The sequence below is a fragment of the Streptomyces sp. NBC_01498 genome (assembly GCF_036327775.1).
GTDB lineage: Bacteria > Actinomycetota > Actinomycetes > Streptomycetales > Streptomycetaceae > Streptomyces.
Genome location: NZ_CP109598.1, coordinates 730,502 through 756,379 on the forward strand (window position 1 = coordinate 730,502; position 25,878 = coordinate 756,379).

Here is a 25,878-nt window from a genome sequence, read left to right on the forward strand (position 1 = left end):
CGGCCGGCCGGACCGGGACGGCGCACCGCCCCGCGTACGGGGTTCACACCACGTACGTGTCGAGCCGCCCGCACATCCCGAACACCCCGCGCGCGTGCGGCAGTCGGGACCGTGTCCGCGCGTCGGCCAGATGCGACACGTCCCCCTCGGCGAGCCGGCCGAGCTGAACCCCGGTCTCCCGCGCGGCCCGCGCGGCGCCCGCCTCCCAGCGCGCCCGCCAGTCCGCCAGCCTCGACCGCACCAGGGCGCCCGCCGCCCGGTGGAAGTCCAGCAGCGGCTTCCCGTCCCCGGCGTCCCACGCCGCGCGCAGCGTCGTGAACCCCTCCACGGCCAGGTCCCGCCGGCTCCGGGCGAACGCCTCCCGCTCCGCCTCGGCGCCCTCGGGAATCCGTACGGCACGCGCGTACGTCTCCGGGTCGGCCAGATGCTCCGGCGGCAGGGTGAGCACGGCGTCCCCGGCCTCGGGCAGTCCGTTGTTCTGCATCAGGACGACGAGCCGCAGACCGCCCTCGTTGACGAGCCGGTGGACGGTGCCCGGGGTGAACCAGACCAGGGCGCCCGGCTCCAGCGGCGTACTCGCGAAACCCTCGGTGGCAAGGGTCTGCACGGCGCCGCGCCCGGCGGTCACCGCGTACCCCTCCGAGCAGGTCAGATGAAGATGCGGGGTGCCGCCGCGCAGCCCGTCGGCGGCCTCCCAGTCGTACACGGTCAGGTGCGAGACGGCGACGGCGCCGGGCAGTCCGGCGAACCCCTCACCGGTGCCGCTGTCGGTGGACGGTCCGGTGCGGGACGTCATCGGTACTCCCCCTCGGGCGCGGATACGGCGCAGCAAGCGCTTTCTTCCGGGTGCGGACCCGAACGTAGAGGCGCCCCCGATCCCGTGTCAACGGGACCGGGGGCGCACGGCGCCGGACCGTGACTACCCCTTGATCGCACCGGAGTTGGCGCTGCGCATGAAGTGCCGCTGGAAGGCGAAGAAGAGCGCCGCGACCGGAAGGGTCGCCAGCAGGGCCGCCGTCAGCTTGAGCGGATACTGCGTCCCGCTGCTCAGACTGCCCGAGACGAAGGACGCGAGGCCCGTCGTCAGGGTCTGGTACTGCGGCGACTGGGTCGCCACCAGGAAGTGCGTGAACTCGTTCCAGGAGCCCTGGAAGGAGAGGATCGTCAGGGTGATCAGGGCGGGCTTGGCCATCGGCAGCACCACCGACCAGAAGGTGCGGAAGACACTGGCGCCGTCGATCCTGGCGGCCTCCTCCACCTCCCTCGGGATGGAGAGGAAGAACTGCCGCATGATGAAGACACCCGCCGCGTCGACCATCAGAGGGATGATCATGCCGACGTACGTGTCGAAGATGCCGAGCTGGTTGAGGACGAGGAACTTCGGGATCAGCAGCACCACGCCGGGCACCGACATCACCGTCAGCAGCGCGCTGAAGAGGAAGTTGCGCCCCCGGAAGTCGAGCCGGGCCAGCGCGTAGCCGGCCAGCGAGTCGAAGAAGACCCGGCCCGCCGTGATGAACAGCGTGACGAGGACCGAGTTGCCCAGCCAGGTGCTGAACGGTACGGCGTCGGAGACGTTCCCGAGTCCGAACAGCCGCCGGTAGGAGTCCAGCGAGAACGGGTTCGGCAGCAGCGACAAGGGGTTCGACGCCGCGTCGGGGTCGGTCTTGAACGACGTCACGATCTGCACGACGAACGGCATCAGGTACAGCAGGCCGACCACGGTGAGCAGCAGATAGAGCACGGCGAGCAGGGCCCGCCGGCCGTTGCCGCCCGGGACGCGCGGCCCGGCGGGAGTGGCCGCGGGGGCGCGGGGCGCCCAGGCAGCCGGGGAGTCCGCGGTCGGGTCCGCGGTCACGGTCACGGTCGCGCTTATGGCCGCAGTCGGGTTCGGGTTCGGGTTCGCCGGTGTCGTACTCATGAAGCCCTCCGGCGTATGGCCCCGAAGCGCCTGCCCGGCTTGACCGGCTTGTCCCGGTCGCGCAGCAGGACACGCTGGATCAGGGTCATCACCATGATGATCGCCAGCAGGATGAAGGCGATGGATGCGGCGCGGCCGTATTCGGAGTCCTGGAATCCCGCGGTGTAGGAGAGGAAGGCCGGGGTGAGGGTGGTGTTGCCCGGGGCGCCCTGGCTCATCACGTACACGGCGTCGAAGATCTGCCAGCTGCCGATCAGCCCGAGGGTGAGCACCAGGAAGATCACCGGCCGCAGCGCGGGGAGGGTGACGTTGCGGAACGACTGCCAGCGGTTGGCGCCGTCCAGCAGGGCCGCCTCCTCCAGTTCGGCGGGCACGTCCTGGAGCGCGGCGAGGAAGATCAGCATGTAGGTGCCTGAGGAGGTCCACACGATCAGCGCGATGATGGTGCACATCGCGATGGAGGGCCCGGACAGCCAGTCCCACCAGGACAGTCCGAGGAAGCCGTTCGACGCGAGCGCCGCCGTCGGCCTGTCGGGGTCGACGATGCCGAGGCCGCCGAGCACCGTCCAGACCAGGCCGTTGGCGTCGGTGAACCACTTGGGTCCGGTGATCCCGACCCACTTCAGCAGCGCGTTGACGGCGCCGCTGCCCTGGAAGAGGAAGAGGAAGACGGTGGAGATGGCGATGGAGCTGGTCACCGAGGGGAAGTAGAAGATCGTCCGGAAGAGGCTCTTGCCCTTGACGCGGCGGCTGTTGACGGCCACGGCGAGGGCGAGGGAGAGGACCGTCTGAAGCGGTACGGCCAGCAGGACGAAGTAGAGGTTGTTGCGGACCGAGGTCATGAAGAGCGTGCGGTCGAGACCGTCCTCGCCCAGGACCTTGGCGTAGTTGTCGGCCCCGACGAAGTCGGCGGCGCCGGTGAACGGGTTGGACTGCCCGTTCCAGTTCAGCAGGCTGACCCACAGGGCCATGCCGATGGGCAGCAGCAGGAACAGTCCGAGCACCACCACCATCGGGCTCACGAACAGCCAGCCCCACATGCCCTGCCGGCCCTTGATGCCGGAGCCGGGCCGGCGCGGGCGCCCGGCCTCGGCGGCGGTGCCCCCGGTGTTCCCGGTGCCTCCGTCGTCTCCTCCGGCGGCGGGCGGCGCCGCGACGGAGCCGCTGCCGCTGCCGTACTGACTCATGGTCTTTCCCTCTTCTCCCGCACCCGCCGGGGCCGTGCGCCCCGGCGGGTGTCCTACACGTGTAACCGTCCGGTCAGCCGTTGCTCTTCAGGATCTGCTCACCGTTGGTCTGAAGATCACCGAGGATCTTCTTGGGGTCGGCGGTCGCCAGCTCGGCCAGGTCCGTGTCCAGCTGCTGGAGGACCTTGGTGAAGCCGGGAAGGGTGACCGGACCCTGCGCGTAGGCGGAACCGTCCACGAACGCCTTGTCCTGCGGGTGCTTCTCCTCGTACGTCGCCAGCGCGCTGGTGCGCGAGGGCATCACACCGTACGCGTCGGCGAACGCCATCTGCTGCTCGGCGGTGGTGAACGCCTCGACGAGCGAGACCGCGGCGTCGTGGTGCGCGCTCTTGTTGGCGATGCCCCAGCAGGTGCTGAAGGACAGTGTGCCCCGGCCCTTCGGGCCCTCGGGCAGCGGGACGACCTGGTAGTCGACGTCCGGGTAGTCGTTGGTCATCGCACCGGTGAGCCAGTTGCCCTCGATGGTCATGGCCGCCTTCTGCGTACCGAACGCCTCACCGCCCCAGCCCGCGTCGACCTGCGGCGGGAAGGCGAGGACCTTGTCGTTCAGCAGCTTCTTCACATAGGTGAGCGCCTCGACGTTCTCGGGACTGTCGGCCGTGATCTCGGTCTGGTCGGCGTTGGTGATCCAGCCGCCGGCCTGCTTCATGAAGGGGCCGAGCTGGTTGTAGCTGGCGTTGGCGACCAGGCCGTGGACCTTGCCCTTGGTCAGCTTCTTGGCGACCGCCGCCAGATCGTCCCAGGTCTTGGGGTGGTCGGCCTCGGTGAGACCGGCGTCCTCCCACATCTTGGTGTTGATCGCGAGGCCCAGCGTGGAGCTGTCCTTCGGGGCGCAGACGAACTTGTCCTCGTAGGAGAAGGAGCTGCGCAGCGTCTCGGCGAAGTCCTCCTTGTCCTTGAGCTTGTCGCCGTACGCGTACAGGGAGTTGCCCTTGGCGTAGTTGGCGAAGACGGACGAGCCGACGTAGAAGACGTCCGGCGGCGCGCCGCCCGCGAGCGCCTGGCCGAGCTGCTGCTCCAGGTTCTGCGCCGGGACGACGGTGACCGTGTTGCCGGTCTTCTTCGCCCAGGCGTCGGCCGCGGCCTTGACGGCGTTGGTCTCGGCGTCGCCGGACGAGCCGATCATCACGGTCAGCTTCTGCTTGCCGGAACTCTTCTGTTCGGCGCTGCTGTCGCTGCCGAAGTCGGACGAGCAGCCGGTTATCAGGAGCGCGCCGCACACGGCGGCGGCGACTGCGGCTCTGTTCTTGTTCATCTGCTTCTCTCTCCAGCTGTCGCTGTCGGACGTGCTGTTGGGGGTTTCGGTGGCCGGGTGGGCCGGGGGACGGTGGCCGGTGGTCCGGGGAGGGGGCCGGGATCCGGCCGGGGCGGGGCGGGGTGGTACGAGGGTGGAGTCACGGGGCCGGACCCGGGGTGCGGATCCGAGGGCCGTGCCGCCCGGGGGTCAGGTCCCGGGCGGCACGGCCGTCGAGCTTTCGCGGACGATCAGTTCGGGTGCCAGCAGGACACGCTCCGGCGCGGCGTCCGGGTCCTTGATCCGGGCCATCAGGATCCGGGTGCAGGCGCGGCCGACCTCGTCCAGCGGCTGGCGGACGCTGCTGAGGCTCGGCGAGAGGAGACCGGCGGCGGGCGAGTCGTCGAAGCCGACGACCGCCACGTCCCGGCCGGGGCTCAGGCCCGCGTCCCGCAGCGCCCGGTAGCAGCCGAGGGCCAGGGTGTCGCTGGCGGCGACCACGGCCGTGGCGCGGCCCACCACCTTGGCGACCGCGACGCGGGCGGCGTCGACGTCGTCCACCGAAGAGACTCGCAGGTCACGGATGGGCAGGTCGTGGCGGCGCATGGCCTCGCGCCAGCCGCCGGCCCGGTCGTCACCGACGCCCGAGCCGCGCGGCCAGCCCAGGAACGCGATCTTCCGGTGCCCGGCCGCCACCAGCTGGTCGACCGCCGCGCCGGTGCCGTGCGCGCCGTCGACGTCGACCCAGTCGCCGGTGTCCCGTGCCGACCAGCGGCCGAACGCGACGAACGGGACGTTGTTCCTGTGGAGCCAGCCGGGCCGTTTGTCGCCCCGGTAGGTGTTGCTGAGGACGAAGCCGTCGACGGAGTGCTCACGGAGCAGTTCGTCGTAGCGTTCGGCCTCGTCGTCGGCGCCGAGGGGCGCGGCGAAGAGCAGGATCCGGTACCCGGCCTGGTCCGCCGAGTCGGACAGCGCGTGCAGGAAGTGGTCGGAGACGGGCGTCGACAGGCCCGGGGGCGTGGGCTGGACGCCGTAGCCGATCAGCCGGCTGGAGCGGGTGCGCAGCGAACGGGCGGCCTGGTGGGGCCGGTAGTCCAGTTCGTCGAGCGCCTCCCGCACCCGGGTCAGGGTGGTGGGTGCGAGGAGGTCGGGGGAGTTGAGCGCGTTGGAGACGGTCTGGGTGGACACCCCGGCCCGCTGGGCGACGAGGGCCAGGGTGACCGGCCCTCCCTTGCGTCCGCCCGCCGACGTCGTACGTGCCACCGACGGCCTCCGTTCTCCTGTGCGTTCACGCGCACGGCAGCCGCTCGAAATGCGGCGCCGCATCTGCAATGGATCGATAAAACTCTTTCCCATGGCAGCTTGGCAAGGGTTAAGGTGAATTTTGATCGATCCAAAACATGAGAGGCGCCACACAGTGAACACGGTCGTCCAGGGAAACCCCACCGGTCACCAGCCGCCCGCGGACGTCGTCACCGAGGGCCTTCAGCCCTTCCTGCACGACGTCCGCACCACGCTCTACGCGCCCAGTCTGGTGCTGTCCCGGCCGGCCGGAGACATCGCGGGCGGCCCCGACGGGTTCTTCCACGGGGACCGGCGGCTGCTCTCCCGGCTGACGGTCGGGGTCGAGGGCGTGCCCGTCCTGCCCGTCGGGGACAGCCTCGGGGCGGCCGACCGGACGTCGTTCCGCGCGGTGTTGCGGGGTGTCGGTGAGCACACCGCCGACCCGGCCGTCACGCTGCACCGGGTGCGTTCGGTCGAACCGGGCGTGCTCCGCGAGGAGTTGGAGATCGCGAACGCCGGCGTCAAGGCGATACGGGTGACGGTCGTCGTCGGCGCGGCCAGCGATCTGGTCAGCATGAACGACGTCAAGTCCGGCCGCCCCTCCCCCGCCCTGCCCGCCGCCGTCGAGGACCGGGCGCTGGTGTGGCGCCGGGACGGGGTCGAGGTGCGGCTGGCCGCGTCGGCCGGGTCCCCCGCCGTGGACGCCGGGGCGGGCGAGTTCCGCTTCGAGGTGGCCCTCGCGGCGGGCCAGTCGTGGCGTACGACGCTGGAGTGCGCCGTCACGGACGACGACCCGCTGCGGTTCCCGGCGGTCGCGCGCGACGCGGTGCCGTGGTCCCCGACCGGGCTGCGCAGCGCCGATCACCGCATGGACCAGTTCTTCGCCCGGTCGGTCGGGGACCTGGAGCGGCTGCTGCTGTCCGACCCGGAGCACCCGGAGGACCGGTTCCTGGCCGCCGGGTCGCCGTGGTTCCTCACCCTGTTCGGCCGTGACTCGCTGTGGGCGGCGCGGATGCTGCTGCCGCTGGGCACCGAACTGGCGGCGGGCACCCTGCGTACCCTCGCGCGCCGCCAGGGCACCGCCACCGACCCGCGCACCGACGAGCAGCCCGGAAAGATCCTGCACGAGGTGCGCCGGGAGGAACTGACGCTGAGCGGGGGCGCGTCCCTGCCCCCGGTCTACTACGGCACGGTCGACGCCACCCCGCTGTGGGTGATCCTGCTGCACGACGCCTGGCGCTGGGGCATGGACCCCGAGCAGGTGCGCGACCTGCTGCCGCACGCCGAGGCGGCGCTTGAGTGGCTGGCGGCTTACGGCGACGCGGACGGCGACGGCCTCCTCGAATACATCGACGCCTCCGGCCTCGGTCTCGCCAACCAGGGCTGGAAGGACTCCAGCGACTCCATCCGCTGGCGCGACGGCGAGCTCGCCGAGGCCCCGATCGCGCTGTGCGAGGTCCAGGCGTACGGGTACGAGGCGGCCATGGGCGGCGCGGCGCTGCTGCGGGCCTTCGGCCGGCCCGGCGCGGAGCGCTGGGAGGAGTGGGCGGAGCGGCTGAAGGAACGTTTCCGGGAGAGCTTCTGGGTCGAGGACGAGACGGGCCGCTACCCGGCCGTGGCGCTGGACGCCGCCAAGCGCCCGGTGGACTCGGTCACGTCGGGGTTCGGGCATCTGCTGGGCACCGGACTGCTCGACGCGGAGGAGAGCGCGCTGCTCGCCGCCCGGCTGGCCGGTCCGGAGCTGAACTCGGGCTTCGGGCTGCGTACCCTCAGCACCGACTCGACCGGTTTCAACCCGTTCGGGTATCACATCGGGTCGATCTGGCCGCACGACACCGCGATCGCCGTGCACGGTCTGGTCCGGGCGGGCTTCCCGGTGGAGGCGGCGTCGCTGGCGGACGGTCTGGTCGCCGCGTCGGCGGCGTTCGAGGGCCGGCTGCCGGAGCTGTTCGCCGGGCACGGCTCGGCCGTCGACAGCGCGCCCGCGCCGTATCCGGCGTCCTGCCGCCCGCAGGCGTGGTCGGCGGCGTCGGCCGTGGCGCTGCTCCAGGCCGCGCTCGGTCTGGAGGCGGACGTACCGGCGGGGACGCTGAGCTTCTCGCCGCGCGCCGCCGAGAGCATCGGTCCGCTGCGGCTGACCGGTCTGCGGGTGGCGGGCGCGCCGCTGGCCGTCCGGCTGGACGCGACGGGCCGGGTACGGGTCGAGGCCCCGGGCTCACTGACCGTGCACGGCGCCGAGCGCGCCTGACCGACGCTTCCGGGTCGCCGGGCCGGGGTCGCCGGGCCCGCAGGCGGCGAGCCACGAGCCGCACATCCACGAGCCCCTGCGTCCGCGACTCAACGAGTCCACGAGTCCACGAGTCCACGAGAAGGAACCGCTGCCATGCCGCTGATGGACCTGCCCCTGGAGGAGTTGCGCGGCTATCTCCCCGACCGGGAGGAGCCGTCGGACTTCGACGCCTTCTGGGCCGACACGCTCGCCGAGGCGCGCGGCCACGACCGGGCGCCCGTCTTCACGCCGTACGACGCCGCGCTGACCGAGGTGGACGTGTACGACGTGAGCTTCCCGGGCTTCGGCGGCGACCCGGTGGCCGGCTGGCTGCTGGTGCCGGCCTCCGCGACGGGGCCGCTGCCGTGCGTGGTGGGTTTCCTCGGGTACGGGGGCGGGCGCGGCTTCCCGTACGAGTGGCTGACCTGGCCGTCGGCCGGGTACGTCCATCTGCTGATGGACACGCGGGGGCAGGGCGGCTCGCTCCAGCCCGGCGCGACGGGCGATCCGCACGGCAGCGGGGGCGCGTCGTCGCCGGGGATGGTCACGCGCGGCATCGAGGACCCGGCGGACTACTACTACCGCCGGGTCTTCACCGACGCAGTCCGGGCCGTGGACGCCGCACGCGCCCATCCGTCGGTCGACCCGGCGCGGATCGTCGTCGCCGGGGGCAGCCAGGGCGGCGGCATCGCACTGGCCGCGTCGGCGCTGAGCGACGGGGTGACGGCCGCGCTGATCAACCAGCCCTCGCTGACCCACTTCCGGCGCGCGCTCCAGGTGGTGGAGGGCAACGCGTACCGGGAGATCTGGACCTATCTGCGGACCCACCGGAACGCGGAGGAACGGGTGTTCCGGACGCTGTCGTACTTCGACGGGGTCAACTTCGCGGCGCGCGCGACCGCCCCGGCGCTGTTCGCGGCGGCCCTGATGGACGACATCTGCCCGCCGTCGACGGTGTTCGCGGCGTACAACCACTGGGCCGGCCCGAAGGACATCCGGGTCTGGCCCTGGAACCGCCACGAGGGCGGCGGCTACTTCCAGGACCTGGAGCAACTGCGCTTCCTGCGGGCGCTGCCGGGGCTCGGGAGGAGCTGAGGGCGCGGAGGGGCACGTCGGGGGCCGGGGCTCGGTCAGAGTCCGTAGTGGACATGTGCGGCCCACAACGTCGGTGTGGCGGGGGACCGTTCACGTCGCGCGCGGATCGCCTCGTGCGGTGCGCGGGCGGCCCCGGAGGCGTCGGCGGAGCCGCCCGCGCAGGGCGAACCGGCGGTCGGCGTCGCGTAGAAGCGGTTCGCGATCGCGGCGGACTCCTCGTCGTCCACGCTCCGGAGCGTACCGATCACCTGGCGGAATCCGGCCGTGTGGAAGGCGCCGGTGATGTGCGGGGCCTCGTCCGCCGGGGCGTCGCGTCCGCCCAGCGTGTCGCACGCCGACAGATACGCCGACTCCGCCTGGTCCAGGCGGAGTCGGGCGATGTCCGCCGTGGCGAGCAGCCGTTGCGCGTGGTCGTGGAGCGGCAGGTGCCCGCCGGGCGCGGTGTCGGCGGCGCTGATCGCGTGGCAGGCGATGTGGGCCCGGTTGTGCCGTGGCAGCGCGTCGAGGACGGTCCGGTACCGGGCCTGCGGGCCTTTCAGCCGGACGTCGAGCATCAGTTGGCGGGCCAGTGCGTCCGTCTCCTTCTCGACGCCCGGCAGTTCGGCGGCACCGGGGGTGTGGCGGAGCGCGACGGCAAGCACGCGGCGGGTGGGTGACGGTGTGCGGGCCCGGTCCCGGACCGGTTCGCGCACGGTGGTGGCGTACGACGACACGACCCGGTCGAGCACGGTGTCCCCGGGGGGCGCCCGGCAGGCCGGCGGCGTGGAGCGGGAAGCCGACGAGCGGACCGGTGGGAATCCACCACATCCGGGGCGGCGCCTGTCCGCCGGGCGGTGGGCCGGTGAACCCGAGTGCGTCCAGCACGGGTTCGGTTGACCGCTTCCCACAGCCGGGCCAGGGTCCGTACGACGCGCCGGCCCGCGGCCTGTTCGGCGAACGAGCCGGCGCCGCCCACTGCGTCCAGCTGCTCGGCGAACTCGGCCGACCGGGCGAGGAGTTCGTCGTAGTGGACGTCCGGCAGCGGAATCGACCGGACTCGTCCGTGCTGGAGCAGCGGCGCCGCGCAGCCGAGACCGCTGATGTTGATGACGGCCACCGGACCGAGCGCGTCCGCCTCCGCGGCCAGCCGGCGGGGCCGGGCGGCTTCAGGAGGTCCGGGAAGCCGGGCCGTCTCCGTACGGTGTCGACAAGTCGCTCCCACTCGTCGGCCAGGGCGTGGCGTTCCTCGCCCGCCAGGGGGGCCTGGCCGTACGGCTCCCGGGGCCGCCCGTGGTGGGAAGTGCCTCGCGAGCCGGCCCGGCGGCGGAGATCAGCGCGTGGAGGTCGCCGCCCGCCGTCCACGTACGTCAGCGCGAGTCGCCGCGTCAGCGCGAGTCGCCCCGCCAGTCCCAGCGTCCCGGATCCCCGGCGCGGGGCCCGTACTGGGTCCGGCCGCCCGGACCGTACGCGCCTATCTCGGTGGGCAGGGCGGCGCCGTCGGCCAGTTCCTGGTCCGTCCAGCCCGTCACGTCCAGCAGCAGCCCGTCCAGCGGACCGGCGCACAGCTCCCGGTAGGCACGGCCGGTGCGCGGTCCGGGATCGGGGTCGTCGTGGTCGGCGCCGTACACCCGGCGCCGCTTCAGTTCGTCCATGTACGGCAGCATCCCAGCCGCCACTGACAACGGGGCCCGCGTCCGGTTCAGCGGGTGGCGACGGTGAGCAGGACGGGCTCGGTGACGCCCGCGGCGCGCAGCGCGTCCAGGAATACCTCCGCGGTCCACGCGGCCACGTCCGGGGCCCATTCGCGGGTACGGCACCGGAAGGCCATGGCGGGGCGCATCCCGCGTGTCTGGACCTGGCCGGTCAACGGGTGCGCCAGAGCGCCGGGGTCGTGGTCCGGCGGCAGAGCGGTGACCGGGGTCGTGAGCCCGAACGCCGACTCCCGTACGTGGTCGCCGACCCGTGGTGCCAGCGCGGACAGGCCGTGTCCCCGGCCCGCCACGGTCACGGTCAGTTCGGTGGGGGCGTCCGGGTGCGGGTCCGTCATCGCGAACCAGTCGGCCGCGTCGACCAGGGCGAAGGTGGTGGTGCCGGGGGCCAGACGCGTCGGCAGCAGGGCGTGCAGGCCGGTCAGCCGGAAGGCGCCGACCCGGCGCAGGATGTCGCCGAGGACGGTCGCCACCGGGAGGACCGGCAGCCGCTGACCGCGCAGTCCTTCCGCGACGGCGATCTGGAGCCAGGCGGCCTCACGGACACGGCCGTCCGCCGTCCAGTCGCCGCCCGCGTCGTTGTGCCCCCACCGGGCGCCGTCCAGTTCCCCGTCCGGGCCGAGGGTCGTGGTGCTCCAGCCGTACGCCTCCGCGCGCTTCACGGCCAGACTGAAGACGTCCTCCTCAAGGCCGCCCTCGGTCTCGTCGTTCCTGTCGTCCCCGTTGTCTCCTTGCGCGATCGCGCGCGTGACCCACGGGTGCGGGTCCAGGACTCCGTGCAGCCCCATGATCATTGTCGGGTCCCCGAAGGTGTCGTCCACGGCCCGGACCCTATCCCGGCGCCGGGACGGTGCCCTCGGCGACCCGGCGGCCCAACTTCCTTTCGGGGAAGCCGAGTCGGGATGATCGGCGACTTCGGGGGTGAGCGGCGCCGGGCTGCGGCGGCCTCCCGGGTTGGCTCATTCGCACCGCGCCACGCGGAAAATCGGGGGCTCCCGGCCGCTCCGTGCCCCACGGTCCGGCACATGAATGACGAGGACGGTTACTTCGGCGAGCGCGTCGCGGCCACCTACGACGATCCGTCGGCGGCGGAATTCCTGCCGGAGACACTGAATCCGATGGCCGACCTCCTGGCGGAACTCGCCGACGGGGGCCGGGCCCTCGAACTCGGCATCGGTACCGGCCGGGTCGCCCTCCCCCTCGCGGAGCGCGGCGTCCCGGTCCACGGCATCGACATGTCGGGCCGATGGTGAGCCGGCTGCGCGCCAAGCCCGGCGGCGACGGGATCGGCGTGACGATCGGGGACTTCGCGACCACGAGGGTGGCCGGGACGTTCTCCGTCGCCTGTCTCGTCTTCGACACGATCATGAATCTGACCACACAGGACGCACAGGTCGCCTGCTTCCGCAATGTCGCGGACCATCTGGCGCCCGGCGGCTGCTTCCTCGTCGAGACGATGCTCCCGGAGCTCCGGAAGCTTCCGGCCGGCCAGAGCCTCGTACCGTTCCATGTGAGCCCGACGCGTTGGGCGTTCGACGTCTACGAAGTCGCGACGCAGCGGCTGACATCCAACCATGTGGAGGTCGTGGACGGTCACGGCTCGTACACGCACACGCCCGGTACGTCTGGCCGGCGGAACTCGACCTGATGGCACAACTCGCGGGCATGCGGCTGCGCCACCGCTGGGAGGGCTGGCAGCGCGAGCCCTTCACCGACGAGAGCACGAAGCACGTCTCGGTGTGGGAGAAGCCCGCCGGCTGACCGGGGCGGGGGCCCGGAGCGCGAGACCCACGGCACGCGTCACGGCTCACGCGGCTCACGGCGGCTCACGGCGGCTCACGGCGGACGATCCCCGCCCGGCACCGCACGGGCACCGCACGGAGACGTCGCGCGAATGTCGTTACGATTTGTCTTCCGCGAGTTCGCCGAGGCGGCGCCGACACACAACCGTTCGCGATACCGAACGGAAACACGCCCGTCATCGCCCACTGAAGCGAACACACCTGACGGTCGAAGGAGATCGCCCGATGTCCCCCAGCAGCCCGGTCCGCAGCACTCTGGCCGCCAATCTCCGCCGGGAGCGGAGGCGCCGGGGGCTGTCGCTCTCCGAGCTGTCCCGGCTCTCCAAGATCGGCAAGGCGACCCTGTCGCAGCTGGAGTCGGGGACCGGGAATCCGACCATCGAGACGGTCTTCAGCCTCTCCCGCGCCCTGGAGGTACCCATCTCGGACCTGCTCGACACCGGGCACGCCGAGGCGGTGACCGTGGTCCGGTCCGCCGAGGTGGACGTCCTCAGTGGCGAGGGCGTGGACCTGCGTCCGCTGCGGCGGATCGAGGCGGGCGGGGTCATCATGGAGGTGTACGACCAGCAGGTACGCGCCGACGCGCAGCAGCCGTCGCTCGGGCACGCCGGCACCGAGCACACGGTGGTGCAGAGCGGCACGCTGGAGGTCGAGGTGGACGGTCACCGGGTGGAGCTGGGGCCGGGCGACTACGTGTCGTTCGACGCCTCACTGCCGCACCGGTACGCGGCGCAGGACGGGCCGGTGCGTTCGGTGCTGCTGCTGCACTACCCGTCCGGCGGCGGGTCCCTTCCCGAGGCACCGGGCACGCCGCACTGACCAGGCACCGGTCCCGCACCGGCACGGCGGGGACGGAGCGGGGAGGACACCGGTCGGCCGGCCGGGAGGACGACGAGGACTCCGCGTCCGTCCGGCCCGTCCGATCCGTTGACACCTCCGGCACGCAGCCCTAGCCTCAGCATCGTTCGTCATACGGAACGCGGAGGTCTGGTGGACCGAACACGAGTGGTCGTGGTGGGTGCCGGAATCATCGGTGCCGCCTGCGCGCGTGAACTCGCCGTCGCCGGTTTCGACGTGCTCGTACTGGACCGCGCCGGACCCGCCGCCGCGACCACCTCGCACGGCGAGGGAAACATCCTCGTCTCCGACAAGGGACCGGGCCCGGAACTGGAACTCGCCCAGCTGTCCCGGCGGTTGTGGCCCGAGGTGCTGGCCGCCGTCGCCGGACAGAACCCGGCGGGAGCGGGCCCGGACGCGGTCGAATGGGATCCCAAGGGCGGCATCGTGGTCGCGACCACCCCCGAGGGCGCCGAGGCGCTGCTGCCGTTCGCGGCGGCCCAGCGCGCGGTCGGCGTACGCGCCGAGGTCCTGGACGACGACGCCCTGACCGCCGCCGAACCCTTCCTCACCGAACGGCGCACCGCCGCCGTGCACTACCCCGAGGACGCCCAGGTCCAGCCGGCCGGCGCGGCCACCACCCTGCTCGCCGACGCCCTGCGGGCCGGAGCCCGGCTGCGTACCGGCGCCGAGGTGCTCGGTGCCGTCGTGCGCGGCGGACGGCTGACGGCGGTCCGGACGGCGGACGGGACCGTCGAGGCCGACGTGTTCGTCAACGCGGCCGGGCCGTGGTCCGGCGAGGTCGCCCGGCGGCTCGGCGTCCGGCTCGACATCCGCCCGCGCCGGGGCGAGGTGCTGGTGACCACTCCCCGGCCGCCGACCGTCTTCCACAAGGTGTACGACGCCGACTACGTCGGCGCGGTGGGCAGCGGCGCGGGCGACCTCCAGACGTCGGCGGTCGTGGAGTCGACCCGCGCGGGCACCCTGCTCCTCGGTTCCTCGCGGCGGCGTGTCGGGTTCGACGACCGGACGCGCCCCGAGGTGCTGTCGGCGATCGCGGCCAAGGCGCTCACACTCTTCCCGTCGCTGGCGGACGTGCCGGTGATGCGGGCGTACGGAGGGTTCCGCCCGTACGTCCCCGATCATCTGCCGGTCATCGGCGCCGACCCGCGACTGGACGGTCTGTGGCACGCCACCGGCCACGAGGGCGCGGGGATCGGTCTGTCCGTCGGCACCGCGCGGCTCGTGCGCGAACTGATGACGGGCACCGCGACGGCCATCGACACGGACCCGTTCCGGGTGGACCGGCCGGCCGTGCTCGGCGACGACGCGACCGACACCGCACCCGCCACCGCGCCCGCCACCGCACCGGGCGACACATCTGGCGCCGCGCCCGCCACCGCACCGGGAGACCGACCGCCCGGCAGCCCCCGCGACGCTTCGACCGCCGCCACCGAGGAGCGCTCATGAGCCCCCGTCTCGTCCCCGCCGCGTCCGACCCGGCCGGACGCCGGGACCGTGCGCTGACCATCACCGTGGACGGTGAACGGGTCACCGGCGTCGTCGGCCAGACCCTGGCCGGGGTGCTGCTCGTGTCCGGCCGGCCCGCCTGGCGCCAGGCCCCCTCGGGCGCGCCGCGCGGGGTGTTCTGCGGGATCGGCGTCTGTTTCGACTGTCTGGTGACGGTGAACGGCGAGCCCGACGTACGCGCGTGCCGCCGCCGCGCCCGCGACGGCGACACGGTGACCACACAGTCCCGGGCGGCGCCGAGCACGCGGTCCGGAACGCCCGACGACCGGGACGGACGAGACGGACAAGGCGGGCGAGACCGACGAGACGGGCGGTGGACGCCGTGACCGGCCGTCGCCGTCATGTCGTGGTCGTGGGAGCGGGACCCGCCGGACTCGCCGCCGCCGACACCGCGCTCGCGGCGGGCGCCGATGTCACGCTGATCGACGCGGCCGAACGGCCCGGCGGCCAGTACCACCGGATGCTGCCCGAGGCGTACGGGGCGACCGACCCCGGGGCCCTTCAGCACGGCTACCGCTCCTTCGAGCGCCGCAGCCGCCGGGTGCTGGAACACCCGCGCTGTTCCTGGTGGGCGGAGAGCTCCGTCTGGGCGCTGGAGCGCCGCGACCCCGGCGCGGACGGCGAGCCGGACGGACCGCCGCTGGTGCATGTCCTGCGCGGTACGCCCCGGCGCCGTCATGTGCTGGAGCCCGACGCGCTGGTCCTGGCGGTCGGCGCCCACGACCGGGTGCTGCCCTTCCCCGGCTGGGACCTGCCGGGCGTCTACACGGCGGGCGCCGCCCAGGCGCTGGCCAAGGGCGAGCGGGTGGCCGTCGGTGACCGGATGGTGGTCGCGGGCACGGGGCCGTTCCTGCTGCCGGTTGCGGCGTCCCTGCTGGAGGCCGGGTCGCGGGTGCTCGCGGTCCTGGAGGCGGGCAGGCCGGGTGCCGTGGCGCGCGGCTGGCTCCGCAGGCCGTGGGAACTGTCCGGGCAGCTCGGCAAGTCCGGTGAACTCGCCTCGTACACCGCCGCGTTGGCCCGGCACCGGGTGCCGTACCGGTGGGGCGCGGCGGTTGTCGAGGCACGCGGGGACGGCCGGGTGGAGGAGATCGTCACCGCCCGGGTCCGGGCGGACTGGTCGGTGGTGCCCGGCAGCGAACAGGTCGTCGCCGTGGACGCGGTGTGTGTCGGCCACGGGTTCACCCCGCAGCTCGAACTGCCGGTGGCGGCCGGATGCGCCCTGCGCCCGGTGCCGGACGGGTCGCCCGCCGAGGTGTTCGTGGCGGTGGACGACGACCAGCGGACGAGCCGGCCCGGTGTGTACGCGGCCGGGGAGATCACCGGTGTCGCCGGCGCCCCGGCGGCCCGTGCCGAGGGCGCCGTGGCGGGCTGGCTCGCGGCGGGCGGCGACCGGGACTCCCGGGCGCTGCGCACGTCGCGCCGTATCCGCGACCGGGGCAGGGCGTTCGCCGTACGGCTGTCGCTCGCGCACCCCGTCGGCCGGGCCTGGCCCGGCTGGCTGCGGCCCGACACCGTGATCTGCCGGTGCGAGGAGACGACGTACGCGGCGGTGTGCGGGGCCGCCGCCGATCCCACCGGCGCCGAGCCCCGGGTGGCGAAGCTCGCGACGCGCGCGGGCCTGGGGCCGTGTCAGGCCCGGGTCTGCGGTCCGACCGTCGCCGAGCTGCGCGGTAGGGGCCCCGGCGACGGTGGCGGCGCGCGTACGGCGGCGCCGGACGCCGACCGCCCCTGGGAGGCCGGCCCGCACCACCGGCCGATCGCCGAACCGATCCGCCTCGGCGAACTGGCCCACCCGCCGGAGCCACAGCCGGAGCCACCACCGGGGCCGTCACCGGAGCCGTCGTCCGCGCGCCCGCCCGAGGCTCCGCCCAGGGCCACCGCCGCACCTGGCCGTCCGGCCGACCCGGACGGCGCCCCCTGATCCCCCGTAACCCCCGCCACAGCCCCGCCACAGCCGCACCACCCGCGACACCCGTGGAACGACCCGAGAAGCGCGACACCCGAGAACCGCCCCCGAGAAGAGAGAGCACTTCATGAGCACCCCCACCCGGCCGAACCCGCTCACCGGCGTGGTCGTGGCCACCGCCCTCCCCTACCGGCAGGACCCCTCGGCCCCCGCCGGACTGGCCGTCGACCTCGACACGTACGCGGACCACTGCCGCTGGCTCGTCGACAACGGCTGCGACGGGGTCGGCCCCAACGGATCACTCGGCGAGTACTCGTCGCTGACCGACGACGAACGGCGTGCCGTCGCCCGTACCGCCGTCGAGGCGGTGCGCGGGCGCGGCAGGGTCGTCGTCGGGGTGCACGGACCGGGGTCGCACCAGGCCGTGCGCTGGGCGGAGGCCGCCGCCGAGGACGGCGCCGACGGGGTGCTCTGTCTGCCCCCGACGATGTACCGGGCGAGCGCGTCCGAGGTGGTGGCGCACTTCGAGGCGGTGGCCGCCGTCGGACTGCCGGTCATGGTCTACAACAACCCGGTGGACACCAAGGTCGACCTGACGCCCGAACTGCTGGGCGAGATCGGGCAGATCGACAACGTCCTGGCGGTCAAGGAGTTCTCCGGCGACGTACGGCGGGTGCTGGAGATCCAGGAGCGGGCGCCCGGCCTCGACGTCATCAGCGGCGCGGACGACGTGGCGCTGGAGAGCCTGCTGATGGGGGCCACCGGGTGGTTCGCGGGCTTCCCCAACGTCTTCCCGGCGGAGTCGGCGCGGCTGTTCCGGCTGGCCACCGAGGGCCGGCTGGAGGAGGCCCGCGCCCTGTACCGGCCGCTGGTCGCCGCGTTCCGCTGGGACTCGCGCACGGAGTTCGTGCAGGCCATCAAGCTCGGCATGGAGATGGTCGGCCGGTACGGCGGCCCCTGCCGCCCGCCGCGCGGCCCGCTGACCGCGGAGCACCGGGAGGCGATCACCGCCGAGATGCGGCGGGCGATCGACTTCCTCGCCGAGGAAACGCCGGCGGGAGCGGCTGCGGGAACGACGGCGCGAGCGGGAACGGGAGCGGCAGCGGACGGGCCGGCGTCCGGGGCGGCGGAAGGGCAGCCGGTCTGATGCGCAGCGTGCGGACGATCAGCGCGGTCGACTCCCACACGGAGGGCATGCCGACGCGCGTGGTCACCGGGGGCGTGGCGCCCGTCCCCGGCGCCACGATGGCCGAACGGCGCCGCCACGCCATGGAGCACCTGGACCCGCTGCGCCGGTTCCTGGTGGACGAGCCGCGCGGCCACCCCGCGATGAGCGGCGCGATCCTGCAACCGCCGACCCGCCCGGACGCGGACTGGGGCGTTCTGTACATCGAGGTCAGCGGCTTCCTCCCGATGTGCGGCCACGGCACGATCGGTGTCGCGACCGTCCTGGTGGAGACCGGGATGGTCCCCGTCACCGAGCCCGAGACCCTGGTGCGTCTCGACACGCCGGCCGGGCTGGTCGAGGCGCGTGTGACGGTGCGCGGTGGGGTGGCCGAGAAGGTCACGCTGCGCAATGTCGACGCGTTCGCGCTGGAACTCGACGCCCGGGTGACGGTGCCGGGGCTGGGCGAGGTCCGGTACGACATGGCGTACGGGGGCAACTTCTACGCCGTCGTCGACCTGGCCTCCCTCGGGCTGCCGTTCGACCGGGCGCGCAAGGACGACATCCTCGCGGCGGGGCTCGCGATCTCGTCCGCCATCGACGCGCACCACACCCCGGTCCATCCCGCGGACCCTCTGATCCGCGGCTGCAAGCACGTGCAGTTCCTGGCGCCCGGTTCGGACGCCCGGCACTCGCGCAACGCCATGGCGATTCAGCCGGGTTGGTTCGACCGGTCCCCCTGCGGGACCGGTACGTGCGCCCGTATGGCACAGCTCCACGCCCGGGGAGAGCTGGCGCTGGACACGGAGTTCGTCAACGAGTCGTTCATCGGCACCCGCTTCACCGGGCGGCTGGTGGGCACGAGCGACGTCGCGGGAGTACCGGCCGTGGTGCCGGAGTTCTCGGGCCGCGCGTGGATCACCGGGACGGCCAACTACCTGCTGGATCCGGCGGATCCGTTCCCGGACGGATTCGTTCTCTGAGACGGGTCCGCACGTCGGGACAGAGAGGTTCTCATGCGTTCAGGACAACCACGCCCACGTAAGGGGTTGTCGCGAAGACAACCCAGGCGACTACGGATACTGCTGGCGCTCGCGCTGACCGCCGGACTCCTCGGCGCCGGGGCCGGCACCGGGACCACCGCGTCCCTCGCCGGGGCCCACGGCAAGGACAGGCGGGAGAATCCCTTCGCTCCCCTCGACCCGCGGTCCTGGCAGGACCAGGACGACATGACCTGGAGCGACTACGCCTCCGTCCCCGGCACCGACTGGGCCGACCCGGAGCGGCAGCCGACCGTGAAGAAGCTGAAGATCGCCGTACTGGCCGTCGACTTCCCCGACCAGCCGTTCGTGATGACCCTGCCCAAGGGCAGCGACGTGTTCGGCAACCCGCAGATCGACCCGGTGCCCCGGGAACAGGTCGCCCAGTTCTACGCGGACTTCTGGAACAAGCCGAGCAAGGTCAACCACGGGCACACCGTGAACGAGTACTGGATGGAGCAGACCGGCGGCCGGATCGGCGTCGAGTTCGTCCCGTACGCGCCCTACCGGGCCCCGCGCCCCTCCTACGAGTACGGCATCAACGACATCGGCCAGGAGGGGCAGGGCTGTCCGGCCGGGCACACCTGCAAGGGCTCCATCGAGCGCGACATCGACCCGCTGTGGAAGGCGGACGTCGGCGAGGCCGAGTCGAATGCGTACGACCGTGTCTTCCGTCTCTACGCCGGCTACGACGAGACCTCCGTCTGGCAGGAGTTCGGCGAGATGATGTTCCAGAGCAAGGAGGACATCCCCGACGAGTGGGGGCCGCCGGACCCGGCGCTGCCGAACTGGGTGCGCGGGCGGTACACGGAGTGGACGTCGTGGAAGGCGGGTTCGCAGCTGTGGGGCAACTCCGGTATCCGGCAGGGCGAGAGTTCGGGAACGATCACCCACGAGATCACGCACACCTTCGACATCGGTGACAACGCCAACAACCCGTTCGTCCAGCCGTACCACCGTTCGGGCACCGGTCCCTTCGACGGCATGGACCGCGGCTCGTTCAACGGCCCCGGCGGCCCGCACAACCGCTGGCAGGTGCCCGCGACACGGGGCGCCTCGATGGCCGCCGGATTCACCCTGCGTACGCGGACCAAGCTCGGCTTCATCGACGACGCGCAGGTCCTCAACCTCACGCCCGAGGAGCTGACGGCGAACGGCCCGGCCGTGTTCGAGGTGCGGGCCCGTACCGCCGCCGTGAAGAAGAACGCCCTCCAGGGCGTCCGGATCGATCTCGGCACGGACAGGACGCCCGCGTGCGACGTGAACACCGACCCGCTGTGCTCCGGGCCCGGCTTCACCGACTACACCATCGAGACGGTGCAGCGGATCGGCACCGACTCGTTCACCCCCGACAACGGAGTGCTGCTGACCAAGAACAAGCCCTTCGACAACGAGAACAACAGCTGCGGCTATCTCTGCTTCAGCTGGATGATCGACGCCAATCCGCAGGACATCGGCATGGTCGACTTCAAAAAGCCGGACGGGACGCCCGTCATGCGCTCCATCGGCGACTACCGGCAGCTCAACGACGGTCTGTTCCACGCCGGGACCAACTCGGGCAGTGCGTACGAGTGGGTCGACCAGGCCAACCGGCTCCACTTCTACGTGATCGACAGGCGGATGACGAAGCGGGGCGAGCTGTCGTACGTCATCGCCGTCCGCTCCCTCGACGGGTCCGGGACACAGAAGCGGGGTGTCGCGCTCGGCCACGGAAGCGCCCGGGGGAAGGCGGACGGGGCGGGCACCACGTGCCGCTTCGACCTGACCAACAAGGGGCGGGCGCCGAGCGGTTCGGCCGCGTACGAGAAGTCGGACGTGTACCGGCTGTCGGCGCGGGTCGACGGCAAGAACTGGAAGGTGGCGCTGCCCAGCCGACTGGCGACGGCCGAGGCCGGCTCGTCCACGACCGTGAAGGTCGCGGTGGCGGCGGGGCGCGGCGCGTCCCGCTCCGGGAAGGTGACGCTGACGGCGCGGTCCGAGAGCGATCCCACGAAGATCGCCACGGCCACGTGCGGGGTGCGCGGCTGACATGACGGACCGGGCGGGCCCGGCGGGTCACCCCTGCCGGGCCCGTTCGTTTTCGCGTCCGCGTTCTCTTTCGCGTGCGTTCTCGCCTTCGCGTCCGCGTTCTCTTTCGCGTGCGTTCTCGCCTTCGCGTCCGCGTTCTCTTTCATGTTCGTTCTCGCGTTCACGCAGGTACGCGCGGGTCTCGGCGGACGCGTCGAGCATCGCGAGGGCGCGGGCGTGCAGACGTTCACGTCGTTCGGCGATCGCCGACGCGGCCGTGCCGGGGGACGTGACGTCGCGCAGCTCGTCCAGGAGAGGCGCGATGCGCGCGAGCACGTACCCCCCGCGCCGTAGCTGGCGCACGATCTCGGCGTCCCGTACGTCGCCGGGCGCGTAGATCCGGTAGCCGGTGGCGGGGTCCCGGCGCGGAGCGAGCAGCCCGGCGCGTTCCCAGCGGCGCAGGGTGGCCGGGCGGAGGCCGAGGCGGCGGGCGAGGGTGCCGATGGTGTGGGTGCGTGGCGAGGGGGATTCGCCGGGGGTGTGGGTGAGTTCCGTCAGTGCCTGCTCGACGGTGTCGAGGGTGTGCCGGTCGGCGAGCAGTTCGGCGTGGCTCCGGTCGACGACGGTGAGCGCCTCGTCGGTGCGGTCGGTGTTGATCAGCGTCAGGACGGACCGGGCGGCGGGGTGGCCGTGGGCGGGAACCAGCGCGAGGAACGCCCGCAGCGCGGCGACGTGCACGCGCGTGTAGCGCCGGTACCCGGACGCGGTGCGCTCGGCCGGGGGCAGGACACCGGCGGCCTCGTAGTTACGGACCGCCTGCCCGGACAGCCCGTGCGGCCGGGCGAGATCCACGGGCCTCATGTACTCCCCCTCTTTTAAGGTTCCTTCCGTCCGTCCCCAGTATCCATGGCCCCCATGGCTCCCCTTTTCACCCCAACCTTCAACCGAAACGTCAGAGATACGCTCGAAGCCATGGCAATCGGTGAAGCGATGTACGCGACGATCTCCGCGTTCCTCCGGGAGCGCCCACGACAACCCCTCGTCCTCGCCCTGGGCGAGCCCTTCCACGGTGAGGAGACCTTCCCGCTGCTGCGCAACGACCTGCTGCGGGGCCTGGTCGAACACGAGCGGTGCCGCTGTGTGACGCTGGAGTCGGACTGTCTGGCGGGGCGGTCGGTGGACGACTACGTACGGGGTGGCGACGGGCGGCTCGGCCAGGTGACGGCGGACGGCATCAGCCACGGCTTCGGCGCCTCACCGGCGAACCACGCCCTCGTGGAGTGGCTGCGCGGGCACAACCGCGTACGACCGCCGGAGGACCAGGTGCGATTCGCCGGATTCGACGGCCCGTTGGAGAACAACGCGGAGAGCGGCGCGCACAGCCCCCGCCTGGCCCTGCGCATGCTGCACGGTCTGCTGGACGGCGCCCCGACGGCCGAGGGCTCGTCGCTGCCGCACAGCTGGGACCGGATCGAGGAGTTGCTCGGCGACGACGCGCGCTGGTCCGACCCGGCGGCCACGATGGACCCTTCGCGGTCGGTCGGCGACACCTCCGAGGCCCGTGAACTGCGCCTGATCGGCGACGACTTGTCCTGGCTGCTCGCCTCCCGGAACCTCACGGGTGAGGCCCGGTACGACGCCGACCTCGCCGCCCGTACGGCCGCCGGCCTGCTCGCCTACCACGCGGCCCTGGCCCGGACCGAGCCCCGGGAGCGGCTGGAGCGCTGCATGGGCATCCGCGACGCGATGATGGCGGCCAACCTGCGCGCGCTGACCACCCGCGAACGCGCCCTCGCCCACGGCCCGTCGCTGGTGTTCGCCCACAACGAGCACCTGCGCCGCGACACGGTACGGATGCGCTACGGCCCCATGGACGTGACCTGGACCCCGGCGGGCGCCCACCTCGCCCGCGCGTACGGCGCGTCCTACGCGGTGATCGCGACGGCGATCGGCACGGCCCCGCACCACGGCATCGGCGCCCCTCCCCCGGACACCCTGGAGGGCCTGCTGTCCGCGACCACCTCGACCCCCCGCCTGTTCCCGGCGGCAGAACTGACCGCCCTGCTCGCCACGTCCCCACCCCTGTCCCCCCGCCCCCAGGAAACCCGGGCCTACCTCCCACTCCCCCCGACGACCCCGACGGACTTCGACGCGGTGCTGTTCCTGCCGCACGTCGAGGGGGCGGGGGTGGGCGGGTAGGCATCGGCGGCGCGCCTCACCGTCCGGGCGCGGTGGTGCGGTGGCGCGGCGTTCTCGTGGTGTCAGGCGGTGGGCGTCACGTGGCGGACCAGCCATCTCAGCAGGGCGTCCAGGTCGGCGGCGGCCGAGAGGACCCGGTCGACCGCCTCGTGGGTGTGCAGCGACTCCTCACCGCCGAGCCGGCGGGAGGCGATCAGCGAACGATGGCGCAGCAGACCGTTACGGGAGTGGTCCGCCGGATACCCGCGCGGGGGCCGTTTCATCGTGTCCCCGGAGATGCGGTATCCCTTCGTCCGCAACTCCTCGACGAGGGCGGACAGTTCACGGCCGGTCCCCTCGGCGGCCACTGCCCTGCGGAACATGTCCACCTGGCCGGGGTCCGGGTACCACCAGGCGCCCTGGATCCGCAGACCGTCCAGGTCGAACCGGAGACCGATCTCGACCTTGCGGCCGAGCCGGATCACCGCGCCCTGGTGCTGCCACCACCAGGAGTTGGTGCGGTAGTGCCAGACGGAGAAGTCCTCGTACCGGGGGTCGGCGTCCGCGACCTCGTTCAGCAGGGCGATCATCGGCTGCCGGACCAGGCGTTCCCGGTCTGCGCGGCAGCGCTCACGGGTCGCGTGGTCGGGGTCGCCCTGGAGCTGCCACAACACGTCCATGGCCTGCTCCGGCCAGCCGGCGAACTGTCGGCGCATGCGCGCAGGGTAGCTCACCCGGGATCGGCTCGTCCGTGGGCGGGGACCGCCTCCCAGACGAGAGCAGGCAGGCGAACCGTTGTCGCATCAGGGGGTGATTCGCCTTGATCACGGCAGATACGGCGAGCGATACGGTGAGCGTTCCCGCACGCGAAAAGGGAATGGCCATGGTCGGTCCCCGGAGTGCCGGAGCAGGCGGTCAATTCAGGCCGGACTACAGCCGGACTGCAAAAGAAGCAGCAACCGATCGGGCGTGGACAGCGCCCGACCAAGGCGGCGGGCGGGCCCGTTCAGTGCCCGCGTCGAGCATCTCGACACTCCTTAGCGGCGACCGCCCGAACTGCTACGGCGTCGAGCGCGTCGTACCCCGCGCCGCCCGGCCGCGTCGTCTCCCGCCGACCGGACGCAGGACAGTCGCGCTGGTCAACCGGCATGCCGTCGATCGCTTCCAGGACGACTCCCGCCCGCGACCAAAAGGGACAATTCCAGAGGGAGTCACCATGAAACTCAAACCGCGCAAGCCGGTCGCAAAGGGATCGACGACAACCGGATTTCAAGCCCGCCGCACACCTTCTGTCGGGCAGCCCCGGCTGCCCGGCCGTACGAGCAGATGCGGCTGTCGCACGCCGACGCGGGGCGGGTGTTCGCGGAGTGAGAGCCGGGAGTGCTTGCCGCCGGTCGTCCGTACGCCGACTCCCGCGAGCAACGCCCGCCACCGCCCCGATCCTCGCGCCGAAGCCCTCGCCGGACTCATTGACAGCGAAGTGGCCCCCTGTCACTGTCTCGTCTGACAGCGGCAGTTCCCGGAGAGAACCCCTTGGGGACCGCCGCTCGATCCCCCCACCCGCGCCTCCCCTTGGCTGATTCATCTCCAGTGTGGGAGCGCTCCCAGAGAGGGCTGCACTCATGAGAAAGATGATGCGTACGCTCGTCACGTCGGCATTCGCGTGCCTGCTCCTGCCCCTCGGCACCGGGCAGGCCGACGCCGGTGTCCAGGCCGATCCGATCGGCATGACCAGCGGGTTCTACGCGGACCCGAACTCCACTCCGGCCCAGTGGGTGGCCGCGAACCCCGGTGACGGACGGGCGTCGGCGATCCGGGACAACATCGCCTCGCGGCCCATGGCCCGGTGGTTCGGTTCCTGGAGCGGTGACATCGGGGCGGCGGTGGGCTCCTACGTCGGAGCGGCCGACGCCGCCGACAAGCTTCCCGTCCTGATCGCCTACAACATCCCCGGCCGTGACGCCTGTGGCGGCCACTCCGGCGGCGGGGCCGGTTCTCCGGAGGCGTACCGTGCCTGGATCTCCGCCTTCGCCTCGGCCATCGGCGGGCGACCGGCGCTGGTGGTGATCGAACCCGACTCCCTCGGCGACTTCAGCTGCATGTCCCAGCAGCAGATCGACGAGCGCAACGGCATGCTCAGGGACGCCCTGGCGCGGTTCTCCGCGCAGGCGCCCCACACGTGGACGTACCTGGACGCCGGAAACCCCGCCTGGATCGACGCGGGCACCATGGCCCGGCATCTCGACGGCGCCGGGGTCCGACAGGCGCACGGCTTCGCGTCGAACATCTCGAACTACTACGGCAACGACCGGAACTTCGGCTACGGCAACGGCATCAACTCCGCGCTGTCGGCGTCCTTCGGTTACACGAAGCCCTTCGTCATCGACACCAGCCGCAACGGCAACGACTCCAACGGCGAGTGGTGCAACCCCGCCGGGCGGAGGATCGGGGCCGCCAGCCAGACGGGCGGCGGAGCCGAAATGCTGCTGTGGCTGAAGACCCCCGGCGAGTCCGACGGCAACTGCGGAGTCGGCGCGGGCTCCGTGGCGGGTCAGTTCCTCCCGGAAGTCGCGTACAAGATGATCTACGGATACTGAGACTCCCGATGCGTCACTGTGGGCTGCGTCCTCCCGATCGCGGCCCACAGTCACCGGCCATCGGTCCCGCCCCGCACT

Annotated in this window: 21 protein-coding genes and 1 pseudogene; 12 read left to right on the forward strand and 10 right to left on the reverse strand. The window is 72.5% G+C overall.

Going from position 1 to position 25,878, the window contains the following annotated elements:
* Positions 1-43: 43 nt before the first annotated feature.
* The 5 genes from OG875_RS02735 to OG875_RS02755 all read right to left on the reverse strand — a co-directional run bounded on the left by OG875_RS02735 (position 44) and on the right by OG875_RS02755 (position 5,665).
* Positions 44-796, reverse strand: coding sequence for a cupin domain-containing protein (locus tag OG875_RS02735; RefSeq protein ID WP_330172597.1), 753 nt, complete (start codon positions 794-796; stop codon positions 44-46).
* A gap of 123 nt (positions 797-919) precedes the next feature.
* Positions 920-1,864: a carbohydrate ABC transporter permease gene (locus OG875_RS02740; protein ID WP_330172598.1), complete on the reverse strand. Its 945-nt coding sequence runs from the start codon at positions 1,862-1,864 to the stop codon at positions 920-922.
* Positions 1,865-1,917: 53 nt separating this feature from the next.
* Positions 1,918-3,108 (reverse strand): carbohydrate ABC transporter permease, encoded by a 1,191-nt coding sequence (locus OG875_RS02745; protein ID WP_330172599.1) that lies wholly within the window; start codon positions 3,106-3,108, stop codon positions 1,918-1,920.
* Positions 3,109-3,181: 73 nt separating this feature from the next.
* Positions 3,182-4,423 (reverse strand): sugar ABC transporter substrate-binding protein, encoded by a 1,242-nt coding sequence (locus OG875_RS02750; protein ID WP_330172600.1) that lies wholly within the window; start codon positions 4,421-4,423, stop codon positions 3,182-3,184.
* Positions 4,424-4,612: 189 nt separating this feature from the next.
* Positions 4,613-5,665, reverse strand: coding sequence for a LacI family DNA-binding transcriptional regulator (locus OG875_RS02755; protein ID WP_330172601.1), 1,053 nt, complete (start codon positions 5,663-5,665; stop codon positions 4,613-4,615).
* 154 nt (positions 5,666-5,819) lie between these two features.
* Here OG875_RS02755 and OG875_RS02760 point away from each other — a divergent pair, with 154 nt between their 5' ends.
* Together OG875_RS02760 and OG875_RS02765 are read left to right on the forward strand one after the other, a co-directional pair.
* Entirely contained in the window at positions 5,820-7,934 is a 2,115-nt protein-coding gene (locus OG875_RS02760; protein WP_330172602.1) for an amylo-alpha-1,6-glucosidase, read from the forward strand.
* Between the two features lie 135 nt (positions 7,935-8,069).
* The gene (locus OG875_RS02765; RefSeq protein ID WP_330172603.1) at positions 8,070-9,050 is read left to right on the forward strand and encodes an acetylxylan esterase; all 981 of its coding nucleotides are present in this window, start codon (positions 8,070-8,072) and stop codon (positions 9,048-9,050) included.
* Positions 9,051-9,085: 35 nt separating this feature from the next.
* Here OG875_RS02765 and OG875_RS02770 read toward each other — a convergent pair whose 3' ends face one another.
* The 3 genes from OG875_RS02770 to OG875_RS02780 form a co-directional block, all read right to left on the reverse strand.
* Positions 9,086-9,937, reverse strand: coding sequence for a CHAT domain-containing protein (locus OG875_RS02770; protein WP_330172604.1), 852 nt, complete (start codon positions 9,935-9,937; stop codon positions 9,086-9,088).
* A gap of 477 nt (positions 9,938-10,414) precedes the next feature.
* Positions 10,415-10,681 carry a hypothetical protein gene (locus OG875_RS02775; protein ID WP_330172605.1) on the reverse strand — a complete coding sequence of 89 codons (267 nt, stop codon included), beginning with the start codon at positions 10,679-10,681 and terminating at the stop codon, positions 10,415-10,417.
* 47 nt (positions 10,682-10,728) lie between these two features.
* On the reverse strand, positions 10,729-11,559 hold the full coding sequence (locus OG875_RS02780) for a hypothetical protein (protein ID WP_330172606.1): 831 nt from the start codon (positions 11,557-11,559) through the stop codon (positions 10,729-10,731).
* A 204-nt stretch (positions 11,560-11,763) separates the two neighbouring features.
* On the opposite strand from OG875_RS02780, the pseudogene OG875_RS02785 reads away from it, so the two are divergent.
* From OG875_RS02785 to OG875_RS02820, 8 genes and pseudogenes are all read left to right on the forward strand, one after another.
* Positions 11,764-12,499 (forward strand): annotated as a pseudogene (locus tag OG875_RS02785) (class I SAM-dependent DNA methyltransferase).
* 266 nt (positions 12,500-12,765) lie between these two features.
* The gene (locus OG875_RS02790; protein WP_330172607.1) at positions 12,766-13,359 is read left to right on the forward strand and encodes a helix-turn-helix domain-containing protein; all 594 of its coding nucleotides are present in this window, start codon (positions 12,766-12,768) and stop codon (positions 13,357-13,359) included.
* 171 nt (positions 13,360-13,530) lie between these two features.
* Positions 13,531-14,847, forward strand: coding sequence for an NAD(P)/FAD-dependent oxidoreductase (locus OG875_RS02795; protein ID WP_330172608.1), 1,317 nt, complete (start codon positions 13,531-13,533; stop codon positions 14,845-14,847).
* Positions 14,844-15,233 carry a (2Fe-2S)-binding protein gene (locus tag OG875_RS02800; RefSeq protein WP_330172609.1) on the forward strand — a complete coding sequence of 130 codons (390 nt, stop codon included), beginning with the start codon at positions 14,844-14,846 and terminating at the stop codon, positions 15,231-15,233. Before OG875_RS02795 ends, OG875_RS02800 begins: the two co-directional genes overlap by 4 nt.
* Positions 15,230-16,828 carry an FAD-dependent oxidoreductase gene (locus OG875_RS02805; RefSeq protein ID WP_330172610.1) on the forward strand — a complete coding sequence of 533 codons (1,599 nt, stop codon included), beginning with the start codon at positions 15,230-15,232 and terminating at the stop codon, positions 16,826-16,828. Before OG875_RS02800 ends, OG875_RS02805 begins: the two co-directional genes overlap by 4 nt.
* A gap of 112 nt (positions 16,829-16,940) precedes the next feature.
* A complete protein-coding gene (locus OG875_RS02810; protein WP_330172611.1) occupies positions 16,941-17,960 on the forward strand; it encodes a dihydrodipicolinate synthase family protein in 1,020 nt (339 codons plus the stop codon).
* Positions 17,960-18,961, forward strand: coding sequence for a proline racemase family protein (locus OG875_RS02815; protein WP_330172612.1), 1,002 nt, complete (start codon positions 17,960-17,962; stop codon positions 18,959-18,961). Before OG875_RS02810 ends, OG875_RS02815 begins: the two co-directional genes overlap by 1 nt.
* A gap of 66 nt (positions 18,962-19,027) precedes the next feature.
* Positions 19,028-21,046, forward strand: coding sequence for a peptidase M6 (locus OG875_RS02820; RefSeq protein ID WP_330172613.1), 2,019 nt, complete (start codon positions 19,028-19,030; stop codon positions 21,044-21,046).
* 27 nt (positions 21,047-21,073) lie between these two features.
* Here OG875_RS02820 and OG875_RS02825 read toward each other — a convergent pair whose 3' ends face one another.
* A complete protein-coding gene (locus OG875_RS02825; protein WP_330172614.1) occupies positions 21,074-21,886 on the reverse strand; it encodes a MerR family transcriptional regulator in 813 nt (270 codons plus the stop codon).
* Positions 21,887-21,997: 111 nt separating this feature from the next.
* On the opposite strand from OG875_RS02825, the gene OG875_RS02830 reads away from it, so the two are divergent.
* Positions 21,998-23,224, forward strand: coding sequence for an erythromycin esterase family protein (locus OG875_RS02830; RefSeq protein WP_330172615.1), 1,227 nt, complete (start codon positions 21,998-22,000; stop codon positions 23,222-23,224).
* Between the two features lie 62 nt (positions 23,225-23,286).
* On the opposite strand, the gene OG875_RS02835 is transcribed toward OG875_RS02830, so the two are convergent.
* Positions 23,287-23,919: a DUF2461 family protein gene (locus OG875_RS02835; RefSeq protein WP_330172616.1), complete on the reverse strand. Its 633-nt coding sequence runs from the start codon at positions 23,917-23,919 to the stop codon at positions 23,287-23,289.
* Positions 23,920-24,825: 906 nt separating this feature from the next.
* Here OG875_RS02835 and OG875_RS02840 point away from each other — a divergent pair.
* On the forward strand, positions 24,826-25,800 hold the full coding sequence (locus OG875_RS02840; RefSeq protein ID WP_330172617.1) for a glycoside hydrolase family 6 protein: 975 nt from the start codon (positions 24,826-24,828) through the stop codon (positions 25,798-25,800).
* The last annotated feature ends 78 nt before the right edge of the window (positions 25,801-25,878 follow it).